Below are 17,774 nucleotides of genomic sequence, written 5' to 3' on the forward strand. Positions count from 1 at the left end.
ATATTTTCAGGCGCGCGTACAATACGCTGTGGCGGGCAGAAAATAAACCGCATTCTCGGACAGAGCGGCCAGCAGGCCGACGTTGCGGACGTGCGAAATCGCGAGGGTACGGCGTCGTTGCAGGAAAGCGAGGTGAGCAAAAAAGCAAAATGCGCCCCGCCAGCAACAATGCTGGCGGGGCGTTAAGTCTGCGGGATTATTTAAAATCGACGCGCATTAAATCCTGAATCGGCATGCCCCGGGTGGTTTCAACACAGCGGTCAATATAGCTGGTGAATCCTGGCGGTGAGCTCATGCCCAGACGCAGTAATTTGTCGTTAGAGAACACTACATTCAGACGGGCGAACTCGCCGTAAAGACGCATTGCGCGCAACATTAGACGTTCGTTGCAGGGTCCGTAGATCTTTTTAAAGTTCTTACGCTCTTTAACGATTTCGCTGAAATCAACCTGCAGATAATTCGGTGCCAACGGGGCACTTTTTTCTGCACTGGCAAAAGCCGAATCAATTTCAGAGAAGGTATTACTGCTGCGCTCGCCGGCAGAGATGTGATAAACCATCTCCTCGGTGCAGCCATGATCCATCAGGAACACCAGCGATTTGGCACAGTAGTCTACCGGGATGACATCAACACGGTCATCGAGTGAGCAGAGGAATTTCTCCAGCTTCATGACCATTTTAAACACCCAGAAGATGCTGCCTGACGGCGTGCACCCTTCCTGAGAGTGGCCCACCACAATGGACGGACGCGCGATGACCAGTGGCAGATGCGGCAATTCCTGTTTGATCTTATTTTCGATATACGACTTGGAATAGGTGTAATCGACAATGTGATCTTCGCGTGAAGACAGCACCAGATCTTCTTTTACAATCTCACCGTGATCCGGGGCAGACGACATCGCCGTGCCGACGTGGACGAATTTAACAAACTCAGGCAAGGCTGCCATTCTGGCGGCCAGTTTAAACGTCCCTTCCACGTTGACGCGCCAGATATCGTTATTCTCACCAAATGACGCAATCGCTGCGCAGTTGATAACGTGGCTGATCTGATCGATGCGCGCATCATCCAGGAAAAGCTCCGGGGCCAGCAAATCGCCGACCAGAATTTGATCTGCTGTCAGGCGCGCAATCGCCTGCGCCGAACATGAAAACTTGGTTAAATTATCTTTAACCCTCTCCAGTCCCTGGTTAGCATCGCTGGCTCTGACGAGCAGCAATAACTCAACATCCTGGCGCATCAGCAATTCTGCCACGACTGCACCACCAACGAATCCAGAAGATCCTGTAACAAGAATTTTTTTCATATTCGACCACGAGAACAATTGATGAGATTGCATAATGCCTCAGTTTCGTTAAACAAATACGAAACTTTCATTAGCACAAAATGTATAAAATGATTCCGTTTAACTTTCGTTTACTTTTTAAACACATCTTTTCGCGGATTGCTCATCAAATAAATAATTAAGATATTGATATTTAAAGTTATTAACGCTGTAGTACAGAACATTCCCTCCTGTCGCTGAACCAGACTAATCTGGTTAACAATGCGCAAAAAAGCGGTGCGGCTCTGACGGTTTAACGCATGGCGGACAGGCCAGGCTAGACTCTGTTTTTATCCAGGAGATGACGATGCATAAACGCTATTCCTATCAGCCCCGCGCCGGACACGGTTTGCCTCACGATCCACTGAATGCCATCATTGGCCCACGTCCAATAGGCTGGATCAGCAGCACCAGCGCAAAAGGCGTGCGCAACCTTGCGCCCTACAGTTTTTTTAACTGTTTCAATTACCAGCCGCCCATTATTGGCTTCGCCAGCAGCGGCTGGAAAGACAGTGTGCAAAACATCGCTGAAACAAAAGAATTTGTCTGGAATCTGGCGACCCGACCGCTGGCGGAGGCCATGAATGAAAGCTCAATTTCTGCCCCAGCCGATCAGGACGAGTTTGCCCTGGCAGGCTTGACCCCTCTGGCCGCCTCGCAGGTCAAGGCCTGTCTGGTACAGGAAAGTCCGGTGAATTTTGAATGCAGGCTGACACAACTGATTCAGTTACAGGATGCCGGCGGGCGCGCCATCGACAGCTGGCTGGTGCTGGGCGAAGCCGTTGCCATCCATATTGACGAAAGCCTGCTGGAAAACGGTATTTATCAGACGGCGAAAGCGGAACCGATTTTACGCGCCGGTGGGCCCAGCGCGTATTACGGCATTAGTGAAGCACAGCGCTTTGACCTGGTGCGGCCCGATGCGCGCCGCAGCTAAGTCAGAGCAGTTCTGCCGAATGCGTTCGTAACGTTTTGACCGCACGGGCGATCTCAGGTGCCAGCCAGCGATCGTCCTGCCAGCGGGTAACGACTTCGCGCCGTTGCCGCCAGGCGCGTCGCGGACCAGTGCGCTTTACTGTGACATTCCTGCGTCTGACAGGCGGGCGCTACGCATCACGAACGTCGCCGTCAGCCCTTGCCCTGCGCCACAAAGCTGTGTAACAGCGGCTTCAGGACTTTTTTCAGTTCTGCCGCGCGGGCTTCATGCCAGGTAAAGGGCGGTGTCTCGTCCATATAATTGATTTGTGACAGCTCCAGTTGCACCGCCTGGATCTGCCGGTCGGGTTGACCGTAAGCGCGCGTAATGTAGCCGCCTTTGAAACGGCCATTGACGACCCAGCTATAGCGATCCTGCGCGCTGCATACCGATGTCAGCCCGTCGATGACGCGTTTGCTGCAACTGGCCCCGTCATTGGTACCAATATTGAGATCCGGCAGGCGACCGTCAAACAGTCGTGGAATTTCACTGGCAATCGAATGGGCGTCAAACAGCAGCGCATAGCCAAATTCCGCTTTCATCTGCGCCAGCGTCTGCTGGATCTGCTGATGATAAGGCTGCCAGATTGTCTGAATATATCCCTGTCGCTGTGCATCCGTGGGGGCTTTGCCCGCAACAAACGTCGGCGTGCCGTCAAACAGGGTTTCCGGAAACAGGCCGGTGGTGGAGGTCGTATAAAGCGGTTGATTGTCTGAGGGACGATTGAGATCGACAACAAAGCGTGAGTAGCGGCCAATGACCAGACTGGCTCCCATATCACGCACAAAATCATATAGTTGTGGAATGTGCCAGTCCGTATCCGGTAAGTCACGGGCGGCATCGCTGAGCCCGGCTTCAACTTCCGGTGTTAACATCGTGCCGGCATGGGGAATACTGACCAGCAGCGGGATAGTCCCTTGGGTAAAATGAAAAGGTGTCATTGTACTTCTCCGCGGTAGATAACGGTACAGGGCAGTTCACCGCCCAGCCAGTAAACCAGTTCCGCCGGGCGGGCCAGCGGCCAGTGAACAAAACTGGCCACTTTTCCCGCCTCCAGCGAACCGTGACTTGCCTCCAGCCCCAGCGCCTTTGCCCCCCACAGGGTCACGCCTGCCAGCGCTTCTTCCGGTGTCATGCCGAACAGGGTGCAGCCCATATTCAGCATCAGGCGCAGCGACAGCGCGGGCGATGTGCCGGGGTTGGCATCACTCGCCAGTGCCATGGGCACACCATAGCGTCGGAACAACGCTACCGGCGGGCGCTGCGTTTCCCGCAGCAGATAAAACGCGCCGGGCAATAACACGGCTACCGTACCCTGTTCTGCCATTGCCTGAACATCCGTTTCCGTTGCATATTCCAGATGATCGGCGGACAGCGCGCCATAACGGGCGGCCAGCGCCGCTCCGCCCAAAGAGGAAAGCTGCTCGGCATGCAGTTTCACCGGCATGCCCAGCGCCGTTGCCCGGTCAAATACCCGGGCGACCTGCTGCGGGGTAAACGCCAGATGTTCGCAAAATGCATCCACCGCATCCGCCAGGCCTTCGGCGCTGATCTGAGGTAACAGGCGGTCACAGATGATCGTGATCCAGCCATCGGGATCCTGTTTAAATTCGGGCGGAACCGCATGAGCGGCCAGGCAGGTGGCCTGCACATCCGCAGCCACCTCCTGACTGAGCTGTCGAATTGCACGCAGCATACGTAATTCACTTTCTTCATCCAGACCGTAGCCGGATTTAATCTCGACGGTGGTCACGCCCTCGGCCAGCAAGCGATTCAACCGCCAGCGGGCTGTCTCCACTAACGTTTGTTCACTGGCGTCACGGGTGGCCCGAACGGTAGAAAGGATGCCGCCGCCCTGGGCCGCAATATCGGCATAGCTCACGCCGTTGAGGCGCTGCTCAAACTCCTGACTGCGATCGCCACCAAAAACCAGATGCGTGTGGCAGTCCACTAAACCCGGCGTGATGATCCCGCCCGGCAGACGATGATGTTCACGCGCCTCAAAAGCCGGCATCGCGGCGGCGGGCCCAACCCATACCAGCCTGCCCGCCTTTACTGCCAGCGCACCCTGTTCGATAAGATGATAGTGGCCGCTTTGCATGGTTACCACATCTGCCCCGCTCCACACGCTGTCTACCTGGAGTTTTTCTGCCATTCCCGCCTCACAATGCGCTTGCCGTTTACAGCAAACTTTAAAGTATGTATATGTATATACAACCACATCCCTTGAGGATCAACCATGGCAACTTTTTTTGCGCCACGCGCATGGCTGGCCGGAGGCTGGCATAAACAGGTGCGTATCAGCGTCAACGCGGCGGGCATGATTGATGCGATTACGCCCGACGGTGATGACAGGGAAGCGACACGTTTAGCCGGTAACGTGATTCCCGCTATTGCGAATTTGCATTCACATGCTTTTCAACGTGCCATGGCCGGTCTGGCTGAAGTGGCGGGCGATCCGCAGGACAGCTTCTGGACCTGGCGCGATCGGATGTATCGCATGGTGCAGCGTCTGACGCCCGGGCAGGTAGGTGATATCGCCGCCCTGCTGTATATCGATATGCTAAAAGGCGGCTATTGCCAGGTCGCAGAATTTCATTATCTGCATCACGATATTGACGGTAAACCTTATGCGGACGATGCCATGCTGCGCCAGCTTATTGCGGCGGCAGAGACGGCAGGCATAGGTCAGACGTTGCTACCGGTGCTTTACAGCTACAGCGGTTTTGGCGCTCAGCCGCCGGTGCCGGGACAAAAGCGCTTTATTCAGCAGACCGACAGCTATCTGCAACAGCAGGTACGTCTTCAGACATGGATAAAAGATAAACCCCTGCACAACGCAGGCCTCTGCTTTCACTCACTGCGCGCCGTCAGTGAAGCGCAAATGCATGCCGTGCTCAGCGCCAGCGAGACCACGTTACCCATCCATATTCACATCGCCGAGCAGGAGAAGGAAGTCAATGACAGTCTGGCCTGGAGCGGCGAGCGTCCGGTGAGCTGGCTGATGACGCGTTTCGATGTCGATGCACGCTGGTGCCTGATTCATGCAACGCATCTTGATGACAGCGAAGTGACGCGCCTTGCCGCCAGCGGTGCGGTTGCCGGGCTCTGCCCGACCACGGAAGCCAACCTCGGTGACGGTATTTTTCCCGCCGTGGACTATATCGCCCAGGGCGGACGCTGGGGCATTGGCTCTGACAGTCATGTCTCGCTCAGTGTTCAGGAGGAGTTGCGCTGGCTTGAATATGCCCAACGCCTGCGCGACCGTCGTCGCAATCGCATCACGCTGCCCGACCAGCCCTCAGTCGGCGATCTGCTGTGGCAACAGGCCGCGGCGGGCGGTGCCCAGGCCTGCGGAATAAAGAGTGGGGCGCTGGCCGTCGGGCAACGCGCCGACTGGCTGGTATTACGCGATGACGCCTGGCTGGGCAGTGTGGATGAGTCTGCCCTGCTCAATCGCTGGCTGTTTGCTGGCCAGCGCGAGCAGATTCGCGACGTGTATGTGGCGGGTAACCGGGTGATCAGCGATGGCCATCATGCAGAAGAAGAAGCCTGTGCAGCCCGTTTCGCGCAGGCAATGGCAGCGTTGCGATGAGAAGCGTTTTTTCTTTAGACAGCTTACCCGTCAGTCGCTGGCGCAACGGCGGTGGCGAAACACGTGTAATTATCGGCTATCCGCCCGGGGCAAACGACTTCGCCTGGCGCGCCAGTATTGCCACCATCGCCAGCGACGGCCCCTTCTCGGCGTTTACCGGTGTCGATCGCATTATCACTCTGCTAAACGGCAGCCCTGTTCTGCTGCGTGGCGAGAACGTCGCGCATCGCCTGTTGCCGGAAAAGCCCTGGGCTTTTGCGGGGGAGCAGGCACTTGAGGCTCAGTTGCAGGGTAAAGCGCCCAGTCAGGATTTTAACATCATGACACGACGAGGCGAATGGCGGGCACAGGCTGACGTCGTCACCGACGCCGTCAGCAGCGAGCACGGTGTGGCATGGGTGCTGGCAGGAGAATGGCGCATCGTTCACGATGCGCCATTAGCGGAGCAGCAGGGCGTCTGGTGGGTCGATCATCCCACCCGACTGCAGCCGGACAGCCAGGATGCGAGGTTACTGTTTATTCGTCTTACCCGTGCCCTTTAAAGCGCCCCAGCAGCTTGTAACGCGAGCCGGGATAGAGTAAACGCGCATAGGTCACAATCTTGCTATCGCTCCAGGTCTGGCGACGGATAAGCAGACAAGGTTCGTGCTCATCAATCGCCAGATGTTTACGCTGTCGCGCATCCGGCATCACCGCCTCAACGATATGTTCACCTGCCGTCAACGGTGCCGCGCGCATCAGGTACGTATAAGGCGTGAGCGTGTGGTAATCCTGGGCCAGGTAATCCGGGGCCAGTTGTGGATTCACCAGCCGATCTTCCAGTTGCACCGGCATGTCATTTTCATAATGCACAATCAGAGAATGAAACAGCGTTTGTCCGGTTGTCAGGCCCAGAACGGAAGCCTGTTCCGGATCGGCTTTATTCTGACCAATGGTGAGAATTTTGCAGCTGTGCTGATGACCCCGCTGCGCAATTTCATCCGCGATGTTGTGCACCTCAAGCATGGCTGTGTAGCCTTTCATCTCCGCGACAAACGTACCAACCCCTTGCATACGTACCAGAAATCCTTCGCTGGTTAATTCCCGCAATGCCCGGTTAATCGTCATACGACTTACGCCAAGCTCATTCACCAGCTCGCTTTCTGAAGGCACCCGTTGGTTAGCTTTCCAGTGGCCTTCACGAATCTGGCTGATGATCGCCTGTTTAACCCGTTGATAGATGGGTGCGGGTTCGTCACTCATGGCCGCTGCCAGTTGTGCAATTGCCGTGTGCTCGGCCATATCGTATTCCTTAAGCTGATAATGCCCAAAGTTTACTGCCTGACGGGCTGGATGTATATACATTCCAGCCTGAGATCGGCACGTAAACCGTGCACCTGCTGCCTTACAGCGGTGCAGGAAACCCGCCTGCTGCCCGCGTTAGCCCTCTGTTAATGCCTGATCAATTTTGTGATCGGTCTGGCATGCTGATTGCAACTTGTATAGACAAGAATAGACAGTTATGTTTCACTCGCGTTATTCCGCTATTCGGGTCAACAGAACGGCCAGCGAATAAGCCAACCCTTGTATAGACAGGAGCAAAGTATGTCAGGTTCGTCTCAGGGATTACGTCTGGTGCCAGGCAAGGTCGATCTCGCGATGTTGCGCGCAATATATCAAGGTAACGTCACACTCAGCCTTGATGACGGCGCTCGCCGCGCCATCACTGAAGCGCAACAAACCGTTGAAGCGATTGTGGCCTCCGGTAGCGTGGTGTACGGCATCAATACCGGTTTCGGTAAACTGGCGCAGACTCAAATCCCCGCCAGCCGTCTTGCCGATCTACAGCGAAACCTGGTGCTGTCTCACAGCGTCGGCCTGGGGGAACTTCTGCCCGATAACGTGACGCGCCTGGTGGTCGCCAGCAAAATCATCAGCCTTTCCCGTGGTCATTCTGGCGTGCGGATTGAACTGGTGGAGGCGTTGCTGGCCCTGTTCAATGCGGGCGTGATGCCGTGCATTCCCGCCAAAGGATCGGTGGGGGCCTCTGGCGATCTGGCCCCACTGGCGCACATGTCGCTGATGCTGCTGGGTGAAGGTGAAGTACGGGTCAACGGTGAACGCATTCCGGCGACGGAAGGTCTGGCAAAAGTGGGCCTGACGCCGTTTGTGCTGGGTCCCAAAGAAGGGCTGGCCTTACTCAACGGTACCCAGGTATCGACTGCGCTGGCCCTGCGCGGCCTGTTCGAAGCGGAAAATCTGTTTGCCGCAGGCTTAATGGCGGGCGCGCTGTCGCTGGAAGCGATTAAAGGCTCATTAAAACCGTTCGACGCGCGTATTCATCAGGCGCGTGGCCAGCATGGCCAGATTGCCGTGGCGGCCGCCGTCACCGCCCTGATTGAAGGCAGCGAGATCCTGGGTTCTCATACCCATTGTGGGCGCGTGCAGGACCCCTACTCTGTCCGCTGCGTCCCCCAGGTCATGGGAGCGTGTCTGGATAACCTCAGCCATGCCGCCCGCATCCTGCAGATTGAAGCCAACGCCGCGTCCGATAACCCGCTGGTGTTCACCGAAACCGGTGATGTGATCTCCGGTGGCAACTTCCATGCTGAACCCGTGGCTTTTGCCGCAGACATTATTGCCCTGGCCGTCGCCGAAGTGGGCGCCATCTCTGAACGTCGACTGGCCCTGCTGCTGGATACCGGTTTGTCCGGTCTGCCCCCTTTCCTGGTCCGCGACGGCGGCGTGAACTCCGGTTTTATGATTGCTCAGGTCACCGCGGCGGCGCTCGCCTCCGAAAATAAATCGCTGGCGCATCCCGGCAGCGTCGACAGTTTACCTACCTCGGCTAACCAGGAAGATCACGTGTCGATGGCCACCTATGCCGCCCGCCGACTGGGCGACATGTGCTTTAACAGCGCGGCGGTAGTCGGCATTGAAGCCATGGCAGCGGCCCAGGGCATTGAGTTTCATCGTCCCCTGCAAAGTTCTGCACTGATAGAACAGGCCATTGGCACGATCCGCGAACGCGTCGCCTTCCTTGAGGAAGACCGCCTGCTGGCACCGGACATCGAAGCGATGCGCCAGTGGGCAAGCCGCTGCGACTGGCCGCAGGCACTCACCGCATTGTTACCCAGCATAGGCACCCATTCAGTTGAATAAGGAATCCGTCATGAGCGAAACCCTGGCAAAAGTGGTAGCACGCGAGATTCGTGCGCCGCGTGGAAATACACTGCACTGCGCAAACTGGTTGATTGAAGCGGCCTACCGCATGATTCAGAACAACCTCGATCCCGATGTGGCAGAGCGCCCGGAGGATCTGGTGGTCTATGGCGGGATTGGTAAAGCCGCGCGGAACTGGGCATGCTTTGAGCAAATTTTACGTTCGCTACAGGTGCTGCAACCCGACGAAACCCTGCTGATCCAGTCGGGCAAGCCGGTTGGCGTGTTTCGCACCCATGCGGATGCGCCACGCGTACTGCTGGCTAATTCCAATCTGGTGCCGCACTGGGCCAACTGGGATCACTTCCATGAACTCGATAAGGCCGGGCTGATGATGTACGGCCAGATGACCGCCGGTTCCTGGATTTACATCGGTGCGCAGGGGATTGTACAGGGCACCTACGAGACGTTTGTCGAGGCCGGACGTCAGCATTACAACAATGATTTAAGTGGACGCTGGATCCTGACGGCCGGATTAGGCGGCATGGGCGGTGCCCAACCGCTGGCCGGCGTGCTGGCCGGGGCCTGCGTGCTGGCCATTGAATGTCAGGAATCGCGTATCGATTTCCGTTTACGCACCCGCTATGTCGATCACAAAGCCACCTCGCTGGATGAAGCCCTGACGTTAATCCACACGGCCACGCAGGCGAAAAAGGCAATCTCCGTGGGTCTGTTAGGCAACGCGGCAGAAATCCTGCCGGAGCTGGTGAAACGCGCCAAAGCCGGTGGGCCGAAGCCGGACATCGTGACCGATCAAACCTCGGCGCACGATCCCGTCAACGGCTATCTGCCGATTGACTGGGATGTGTCGCGCTGGGAGCAGGAACGTAAGGCGAATCCTAAAGCCGTAGAAAAAGCCGCCCGCGCCTCCATGGCGGTGCATGTGCAGGCGATGCTCGACTTTTGTCACATGGGCATCCCTACTGTGGATTATGGCAACAATATCCGCCAGGTCGCGCTGGATGAAGGTGTCAGCAACGCGTTTGATTTCCCCGGTTTTGTGCCCGCCTATATCCGTCCCCTGTTTTGCGAGGGCAAAGGACCGTTTCGCTGGGTGGCCCTGTCTGGCGATCCGGAGGATATCTATAAAACGGACGCTAAACTCAAAGCGCTCTTCCCTGAACATAAAACGCTGCATCGCTGGCTGGATATGGCGCAGGAACGCATCGCTTTCCAGGGGTTACCGGCACGTATCTGCTGGCTGGGGCTGGGCGAACGCCATCTTGCGGCGCTGGCCTTTAATGACATGGTGCGCACCGGCGAGTTGAAAGCGCCGATAGTCATTGGCCGCGATCATCTCGACTGCGGTTCCGTCGCTTCGCCCAACCGTGAAACCGAAGCGATGAAAGACGGTTCGGACGCGGTCTCTGACTGGCCATTACTGAACGCCCTGCTTAACACGGCGGGCGGTGCGACCTGGGTCAGTCTGCACCACGGCGGCGGTGTGGGCATGGGCTTCTCTCAGCACGCCGGCGTGGTGATTGTGTGTGACGGCAGTGAAGCGGCAGATGCGCGTCTGGGCCGCGTGCTGTGGAACGATCCCGCCACTGGCGTGATGCGCCATGCCGATGCCGGCTATGAACTGGCGCAGACCTGTGCCCAAAAGCACGGACTGAACTTACCGATGCAATAACGGTATCAAAACGCGCGGTTCCGGCGAGCACCATGCCGGAACCGCACAGCCCCAGCCTGCTGTCACATCGAGCCACGTCAGACGGTAATGAACCTAGGACAATCCGGATGATACGCCCATAAACCGTGTTGAACCCACGGCGTCATCGAATGCCAGAGTACGATGGATCTTACCGGGAGCCTGTGCCGTGCCCCTGCTGGCCGATCCGTCCTGCGAAGACAGCCTTATCGGTATTGGCTTTCTGTGCGTGAAACGAGAACCGGCATAAACGACTGCATTTTTGTACACTTGCTTATTACTTATTCCATTTTGATTTAGCCTGTCATCCCATTTCGCCTTTTCGGTAATAGACGTACCGCTGTCAGATCTCTAAAGTGAAGCTTCCTGAATGATATGGAGCGCGATACTGCATGACTCTTTCCCCTGCCCTGCTTGACGAAGCGCTGCGCTGGCGCCATCAGTTTCATCGCGAACCTGAACTGGGTTATCAGGAACATCAGACCAGCGATAAGGTCGCTCAGGAGCTGGAACTTGCAGGCCTGCAGGTGTTTCGCGGTCTGGCTGGCACCGGCGTGGTGGGCACGCTGGAAAATGGCGCCGGACCGGTTATCGGCCTGCGCGCGGATATGGATGCGCTGCCGATCAACGAGAAAGGTGATGCGGCCTGGCGCTCTGCCAGGCCCGGCGTGATGCATGCCTGCGGCCATGATGGTCACACGGCAATTTTGCTGGCGGCAGCAAAACATCTGGCGGCTACGCGTCGCTTCAGCGGCACTGTGCATTTCATTTTTCAGCCGGCGGAAGAGAATCTGGGCGGTGCACGCAAAATGGTTGAAGAGGGCTTATTTACGCGCTTCCCGATGGATGCCGTTTACGCGATGCATAACTGGCCGGGCTTACCGCTGGGATCGCTGGCCGTCAATCCCGGCGCAATGATGGCCTCGCTGGACGCCTTTGAAATCACCCTGAGCGGTAAGAGTTGCCATGCGGCCATGCCGGAGAGCGGTGCCGATCCGATGGTGGTCGCCGCCGAACTGATCCTGGCGCTGCAAACTATTCCCTCACGTCGCCTGTCGCCGCTGTCATCTGCGGTTGTCAGCGTCACCCAGATTCAGGGCGGTGAGGCGATTAACGTGATTCCGGAACAGATTGTTCTGCGCGGAACGGTGCGCTGTCTGCAGGACGACGTGCGCAAACGGGTTCATGCCCTTGTTGATGATTTTGTGACGACGCTGCCGAAACCTTTTGGCGTATGTGGGGCCATTCACTGGCTGCCCGGCTATCCGGTAACGGCGAATCATGCTGGCCCGGCTCAGCAGGTGCATGACGTTGCCGTTAGTACCTTCGGCGAAGGCCAGGTGCGCTGGCAGGTGAATCCGTCCATGGCCTCGGAAGACTTTGCCTGTATGCTGGAAGCCTGCCCTGGCGCCTACTTCTGGCTGGGTGCCGATGGCGCAACGCCCTCCGCACCGCTGCACAATGCCCATTATGACTTCAATGATGCGCTGATTCCGACCGGAATCCAGTTCTGGCAGAACCTGGTGGAACAGGCTCTGCCACAGACGCGCGCTTAAAAACCCGCTGCCGCGAGCCTGTCCAGACCGGCCTGCAGCGTCGCCGCCTCACCGCTGGCACGCAGGCAGCAGGCAATCTGCAGACGCAGCGAGGCGGGCAGTGGACGTTGCTGATTCAGCACCTCCTGCGTCCAGCGCGCGGTCTCCTCTGCCGATTTGTCCGCGGGCAGCGCTACACTGATTTCCGGCTGCCTCTCCACCCAGACCTCGGCCTGCTGTCCAGCACCGCCCACGTAGCTGATGGACGGGCAGCGCTGCGGATTGGCGTAAACCTCGCCCTCTGTACCATTCAGCAAAATAGCCGGGGCATCGATATCATTAAAAAACGTTGCCACCCGCGGCACATATTCGGGATGCGAGACGCTCGACAGGCGTAGCGCCTCGCGTTCGCCAAACGGGGTGGCCAGTTTTGCCAGCGTATGGGCGCTGTTGCGGACGCCCATGCGCCAGCGCAGCGACAGCTGTTTTGCCATTGCCGGACAGAGGTGATCAATGGTGATAAACACCAGTTCGCCCTTGTCGAGCAACGTCTGTGCCTGCTCTGCAGTGGTGACCGGCATGATGCCCAGCGCCGCAAACACCGCTTCGCTGGTGATGCGCGTCGCATCGTCGCTGACGCCGTGAACCAGCACCGGCAAACCCAGCCGGTTCAGCACCAGCGCCAGCAGGGGCGTCAGATTGCCCTGACGACGCGCACCGTTATAGCTGGGAATGACCACGGGCATCGGACGGCCTGCGGGTGCCTGCAGGCGCAGCATACGCGCCTGCATCGCCTGATAAAATCCGCGCATCTCCGCCTCGCCCTCGCCCTTGATACGCAGGGCAATTAAAATACTGCCCATTTCAAGATCCGGTACGCTGCCGTCCAGCATAGCGCCGTAAAGTGCAACGGCACTGTCGAAATCAATATCACGTGCATGGTTCTTACCACGCCCGACTTCTTTGATAATTTTATTCAGTTCCATCACTCGTTTCCGTTCAGTGGTACCGACTTAACGCCGCGTCGCACGCGGTTTGCGCGCGCCAGGTTTGGATCGGGCCTTCAGGGCTTCAGGCTCAGGCGTCACCGGTTGTTCAATGGCGAACACGGGCAACGCGGCTAACAGCCGGGCACCGTAAGCTTTGCTCAGCAGACGGCGATCGTAAATCACGATTTCGCCATAGCACTGGTGGCTGCGAATTAAGCGCCCGACCTGCTGAATTAACGTAAAGGAGGCGCTGGGCAGGCTTTGCACTTCAAACGGATAGCGTTTGAGACTTTTTAGCCACTCTCCCTCGGTTAAAATTACCGGACTGTCTATGGGCGGGAAAGCGATTTTATGAATGTGCACCTGGCTGAGCAGCTCGCCTTTTAAATCCAGCCCCTCGGCAAAGGACTGTAAACCAATCAGAATGCTGGTTTCGCCCTGTTCTATCCGCTTACGGTGCAGGGCGATCAGCCGGCTACGCGGTTGATCGCCCTGCACCAGCATCATCAGGCGCAACTCGGGCAACGCCTCGACAAATTGCTGCATGGCCCGACCGCTGGCAAAGAGGACCAGAATGCCTTTGTGTTTATCGGTCTGCATTTGCTGGCGAAAAAAGGCCGCCATCTCGGCGATATGGGCTGCTTCATTCGCCATCAGCGGCTCGTAGCGCATCTGCGGGATGACGAGCTTACCCTGGTCGACGTGGCTGAACGGCGAGTCCAGCGCCACGAAGCGGTCCCCGGCCTTTTCATTCAGCCCGGACATCTCCTGCAGGCGGGTAAAACTGTTTAATGAGCGCAGCGTCGCAGAGGTCACCACCACATGCGGGATCTTTCGCCACAGCATTTTTTCCAGTTGATCGCAGACGCGAATGCCTGCGCAGTGAAACAAGAGATGTGCCTGCCCCTCACGCAGCTCGCGGGTAATCCATTTGGAGACGGGTGCGCCAGAGGCTTTCTCCATCGCGGCCAGCCGCCACAGTTTGCTGACCGATTCAAACCAGCCAAAGTGGCGGTTAAGCTGCAATAAATTGCGATGCAGACGGACCAGATCAACGCTGCCGGTTTGTTCACTCAGCGCGTTGATCAGTCCCTCTGCCAGCCCGCGCAGCGCATCGCTCAGCTTAAACAGACGCGCGCACAGCGCCAGCACATCCTCAGGCAACGCGCCCAGTACAAAGCGAAACTCGCCGGGCTGATTATGCGCGGGTAACAGCGGGCTCAATGCATCGCTTATCACGGTCAGTAACTCGCGCAGTTCATCACAGTGCGCTTTCAGGCGTTCAGAACTGGCCAGCGGAGGCGGCGATTTGGGCCGCATCTGGCTCATTATCGCCTCGACCAGTTTGACAAACAGATCGAGCTGCAGGCTGGTCCAGCCCGGCGTGATATCCGCGCTCATCTCCAGCGCATCCCGCGCCACGTCGGGCAGATGGTGGCCTTCATCCACCACCAGCATCAGGTTTTTGGCGGGCGGCAATACCGATTCATTTTCCATTGCCGCCATCACCAGCGCGTGGTTGGCGACCACCACATCGACCTGCTCGATTTCACGTCGCGCGATAAAAAACGGACACTCCCGATACCAGCGACAATGCACGCCCAGACAACTGGCTTTATCCGTCGACAGGCGCTGCCACAGGCTGTCGCTGACGTTTTCATCGCTATGATCGCGCAGGCCATCCCACTGATGGCGATCGAGTGACTTTTGCAGCCGTCCGCACAGGATCTGCTCGTCTTTGGTGCTGCTGACCGCGTCATCATCCAGGTAGAACAGCAAATCAGCCTGCTGATGATCATCCGCCACCAGCGCAGCCAGGTTACGCGGGCAGACGTAACGTCCCCGCCCAAAGGCCGCCGTAAAGGTTAAATCCGGAATGATTTTTTTCAGCAACGGCAAGTCTTTGCTGAAGATTTGATCCTGCAAGGCCACGTTGGCCGTGCTGATCACCAGCCGTTTCTCTTCGGCACGGCTGACGGCGATACCGGGGATCAGATAAGAAAGAGTTTTGCCCACGCCCGTAGGCGCTTCCACGGCCAGGTGACGACCGTCATCACCCGACAGGCATTTTGCCACCTCAGCAATCATCTGACGCTGGGCCGGGCGAGGAATAAAATCGGGCACCTGTTGCTGCAGCGCTTTGTACCACTGTGCTATCTGGCTTTTTATTGCTGCTGTCAGGGCCATGTTCAGATTACCGTGTTACTCATTGGCCTGTATTTTTACACAGTATTGCGGTGTCGTCAGCTTTCAGGTCTGTTTTTTCGTGCCCGCTTCAGAAACGGGCGGCGAGGCGAGCGGGCTGAGCACCGGACAAACCGCGCGGCGCAGTGCATGTTTGATTGCCGATCCCGTTGACCCGGCGCACTCTCGCAGCACATCCGCTACGTCAGCAGCTTAAACATCACCGTGGTCGCGTCCATCTCACCGTGAATGGATTCCGCATAGAGAGGAATAAATCCGGCCACCTGCCAGTTCAGCGCCAGGTAAAGCTCGCTGGCGACATCGCCACGCCGCGTGTCCAGCACCAGTAAGCGTTTCCCCTGCTGGCGTGCCCGCTGCTCTGCCTGCTGCATTAACTGGCGTGCAATGCCCTGCCGCCGCGCGCGGGGATGCACTAATAATTTACTGATCTCGGCCCGGTGTCGGCCATTCGGCATTGCGCTCGCGTTCAGCATAACCGTCGCGACAACCGTGCCATGCTGACGGGCGACCAGCAGCTCACTTTGGCCCTGTTCCAGTCCGGCAAGCTGACGTTGCCAGAACTGATGAATGGCCGCCCGGTCATCGGGATCGATAAACCCGACGCTGGCCCCGTCGGCGACACAGGCCTGTAAAACCTCGACCAGCTCGCTTAACGCCTGGTGCGCCGCACCGGCGCTGAGTGATTCATAGAGTGTCATGGTTTACATACCACCAGCAGGTAACGCGCACCCTCAGTCAGATGCGCCTGAAAGCCGGATGCGCCCGTAAGATGGAAACGCAGGCTGTCGCCCGCACCGAGTGTCCAGCTCTGCGCGCCCATCGTTACCGTCAGTTGCCCTTGTCGCAGCCAGATATGCTGCTCCATGCCCTGCACGGGCGGCGCATTATAATCAATACGGGCACCCGGTCGCAGCGTTCCCTCAATAAGCTCACATCGGAAGGTGGCCGCAGGCGGCGATACGTTACGGCGAATAAAACCGCTGGCTTCGTCCTGCCAGACCGGTTGGCGATCGCGTGGAATCAGCAGATCGTTACCTTCTTCAACTTCGCTCAACAGGCGTGACATTGTTAAACTGTAAGCGACGCATAAGCGGTTCAGGAGAGCAGCCGTTGGACTGGTTTCAGCGCGCTCAATACGCGATAATGTTGCCCGGCTAATGCCTGTTGCGGTGGATAACTCATCCAGTGACCAGCCCTGTTTTATGCGCAGTTCTGCCAGGCGAGCCGCGAGGCGTTGTTCAGTATTATCAGCAGCCATTTTTATCTCTATTATGAAATTTAATTCTCACAATTGAGATAGGACACCATTTAAGCGCAGCCGTCAAGTTGTACATTTAAAAATTGGTTGTACAACTTAACAGGCTTCGCTATGGTGGTTTCATTCAGGTCAGTGAAAGAGGTAAATATGACCTTATACAGTATCGGCGACGTCGCCGAGCGCTGTGGCATAAATCCGGTTACCTTACGCGCCTGGCAACGACGTTATGGATTATTGAAACCACAACGTACTGAAGGCGGTCATCGACAGTTCGATGAAGAAGATGTTCAGCGCATCCAGGAAATTATGCGCTGGATTGAGAGTGGAGTCCCGGTAGGCAAGGTAAAAGCCCTACTGGAAGGCGGCGATGTTGATACGCATGATGGCTGGACGACCATGCAGGACGAGCTTATCAGCATACTGCGCCATGTAAGACCGGCAAAGCTACGCAATAAAATCGCCTTAATTGGCCGCGAATATGCAGTCGATTCGTTGATCGATCATGTTTTTATGCCCGTAAGGCAAAAACTCAGCCTTGATCAGAATACGGCCCGCACGATGTGCAGCCTGCTGGACGGCATTCTGATCGACTATGTGGCGTTCTGTCTTGCCAGTAATCGCAAAAAGGCAGGCAAGGAAGCGCTGATCATTGGCTGGGGCATTGAGGATCGAACCCGCATCTGGCTGGAAGGCTGGCGGTTATCCCAGCACGGCTGGCGGATTGATGTGCTGTCAGAACCGCTGGATGTTCCGCGACCGGAGCTGTTTCCCGGGCTGAATATGTTTGTTTTTACGGGGAAAAAACTGACGCGTCGTCAGCAGGAACAACTGTCGCACTGGCAGGAGCAGGGATTCTCTGTTCTTTTGCATGAGGCTCACTGACACAAAAACGCACGCTCGGCACTATGACGGCTGCCTTGCGCGCGCTATCATCCCCGCCTTCACATCAACACCTTCAGGTTATTTATGAACTGGAAAAAAACCTTTTTCGCCACGCTGTTTGCTATTCTGGCGCTTGGCGGAACCAGTGGGCTGATGCTGGT

Annotated in this window: 15 protein-coding genes; 7 read left to right on the forward strand and 8 right to left on the reverse strand. The window is 57.1% G+C overall.

The window, feature by feature from the left end:
- Positions 1–196: 196 nt before the first annotated feature.
- The gene (locus GC090_RS14085) at positions 197–1,303 is read right to left on the reverse strand and encodes an SDR family oxidoreductase (protein WP_033737689.1); all 1,107 of its coding nucleotides are present in this window, start codon (positions 1,301–1,303) and stop codon (positions 197–199) included.
- 325 nt (positions 1,304–1,628) lie between these two features.
- Between GC090_RS14085 and GC090_RS14090 the strand changes: the two genes are divergently transcribed.
- Positions 1,629–2,258 (forward strand): flavin reductase family protein, encoded by a 630-nt coding sequence (locus GC090_RS14090; protein ID WP_375093134.1) that lies wholly within the window; start codon positions 1,629–1,631, stop codon positions 2,256–2,258.
- Between the two features lie 191 nt (positions 2,259–2,449).
- Here GC090_RS14090 and hutG read toward each other — a convergent pair whose 3' ends face one another.
- Entirely contained in the window at positions 2,450–3,238 is a 789-nt protein-coding gene (hutG, locus tag GC090_RS14095; RefSeq protein ID WP_324020149.1) for an N-formylglutamate deformylase, read from the reverse strand.
- Positions 3,235–4,452: an imidazolonepropionase gene (hutI, locus tag GC090_RS14100; RefSeq protein WP_110267749.1), complete on the reverse strand. Its 1,218-nt coding sequence runs from the start codon at positions 4,450–4,452 to the stop codon at positions 3,235–3,237. The genes hutG and hutI overlap by 4 nt, the downstream gene beginning before the upstream one ends.
- Positions 4,453–4,536: 84 nt before the next feature.
- Between hutI and GC090_RS14105 the strand changes: the two genes are divergently transcribed.
- Positions 4,537–5,892, forward strand: a complete 1,356-nt coding sequence (locus GC090_RS14105) for a formimidoylglutamate deiminase (protein ID WP_058701054.1) — start codon at positions 4,537–4,539, stop codon at positions 5,890–5,892.
- On the forward strand, positions 5,889–6,434 hold the full coding sequence (locus tag GC090_RS14110; RefSeq protein ID WP_110267751.1) for a HutD/Ves family protein: 546 nt from the start codon (positions 5,889–5,891) through the stop codon (positions 6,432–6,434). The genes GC090_RS14105 and GC090_RS14110 overlap by 4 nt, the downstream gene beginning before the upstream one ends.
- Here the strand turns inward: GC090_RS14110 and hutC are convergent.
- Positions 6,418–7,173: a histidine utilization transcriptional repressor HutC gene (gene hutC / locus GC090_RS14115; protein ID WP_324020152.1), complete on the reverse strand. Its 756-nt coding sequence runs from the start codon at positions 7,171–7,173 to the stop codon at positions 6,418–6,420. The genes GC090_RS14110 and hutC overlap by 17 nt on opposite strands.
- A gap of 303 nt (positions 7,174–7,476) precedes the next feature.
- Between hutC and hutH the strand changes: the two genes are divergently transcribed.
- From hutH to GC090_RS14130, 3 genes are all read left to right on the forward strand, one after another.
- Positions 7,477–9,033: a histidine ammonia-lyase gene (gene hutH, locus GC090_RS14120; protein ID WP_324020154.1), complete on the forward strand. Its 1,557-nt coding sequence runs from the start codon at positions 7,477–7,479 to the stop codon at positions 9,031–9,033.
- 10 nt (positions 9,034–9,043) lie between these two features.
- Complete coding sequence (gene hutU, locus GC090_RS14125; RefSeq protein WP_039341453.1) at positions 9,044–10,726, forward strand: urocanate hydratase; 1,683 nt, start codon at positions 9,044–9,046, stop codon at positions 10,724–10,726.
- A 410-nt stretch (positions 10,727–11,136) separates the two neighbouring features.
- A complete protein-coding gene (locus tag GC090_RS14130; RefSeq protein WP_033737697.1) occupies positions 11,137–12,300 on the forward strand; it encodes a M20 aminoacylase family protein in 1,164 nt (387 codons plus the stop codon).
- On the opposite strand, the gene ybiB is transcribed toward GC090_RS14130, so the two are convergent.
- From ybiB to GC090_RS14150, 4 genes are all read right to left on the reverse strand, one after another.
- Entirely contained in the window at positions 12,297–13,265 is a 969-nt protein-coding gene (gene ybiB / locus GC090_RS14135; RefSeq protein WP_324020157.1) for a DNA-binding protein YbiB, read from the reverse strand. The two genes, GC090_RS14130 and ybiB, sit on opposite strands and share 4 nt — an antisense overlap.
- 27 nt (positions 13,266–13,292) lie before the next feature.
- Entirely contained in the window at positions 13,293–15,455 is a 2,163-nt protein-coding gene (dinG, locus tag GC090_RS14140) for an ATP-dependent DNA helicase DinG (RefSeq protein WP_058707633.1), read from the reverse strand.
- A 197-nt stretch (positions 15,456–15,652) separates the two neighbouring features.
- The gene (locus tag GC090_RS14145) at positions 15,653–16,171 is read right to left on the reverse strand and encodes a GNAT family N-acetyltransferase (RefSeq protein ID WP_039341460.1); all 519 of its coding nucleotides are present in this window, start codon (positions 16,169–16,171) and stop codon (positions 15,653–15,655) included.
- On the reverse strand, positions 16,168–16,731 hold the full coding sequence (locus GC090_RS14150; RefSeq protein ID WP_058701062.1) for a helix-turn-helix domain-containing protein: 564 nt from the start codon (positions 16,729–16,731) through the stop codon (positions 16,168–16,170). Before GC090_RS14150 ends, GC090_RS14145 begins: the two co-directional genes overlap by 4 nt.
- Positions 16,732–16,878: 147 nt before the next feature.
- Between GC090_RS14150 and GC090_RS14155 the strand changes: the two genes are divergently transcribed.
- The gene (locus GC090_RS14155; protein WP_324020159.1) at positions 16,879–17,613 is read left to right on the forward strand and encodes a MerR family transcriptional regulator; all 735 of its coding nucleotides are present in this window, start codon (positions 16,879–16,881) and stop codon (positions 17,611–17,613) included.
- Positions 17,614–17,774: the final 161 nt, after the last annotated feature.

Origin of the sequence: Pantoea sp. JZ29 (assembly GCF_035190385.1) — a bacterium.
GTDB classification, from domain to species: domain Bacteria; phylum Pseudomonadota; class Gammaproteobacteria; order Enterobacterales; family Enterobacteriaceae; genus Pantoea; species Pantoea stewartii.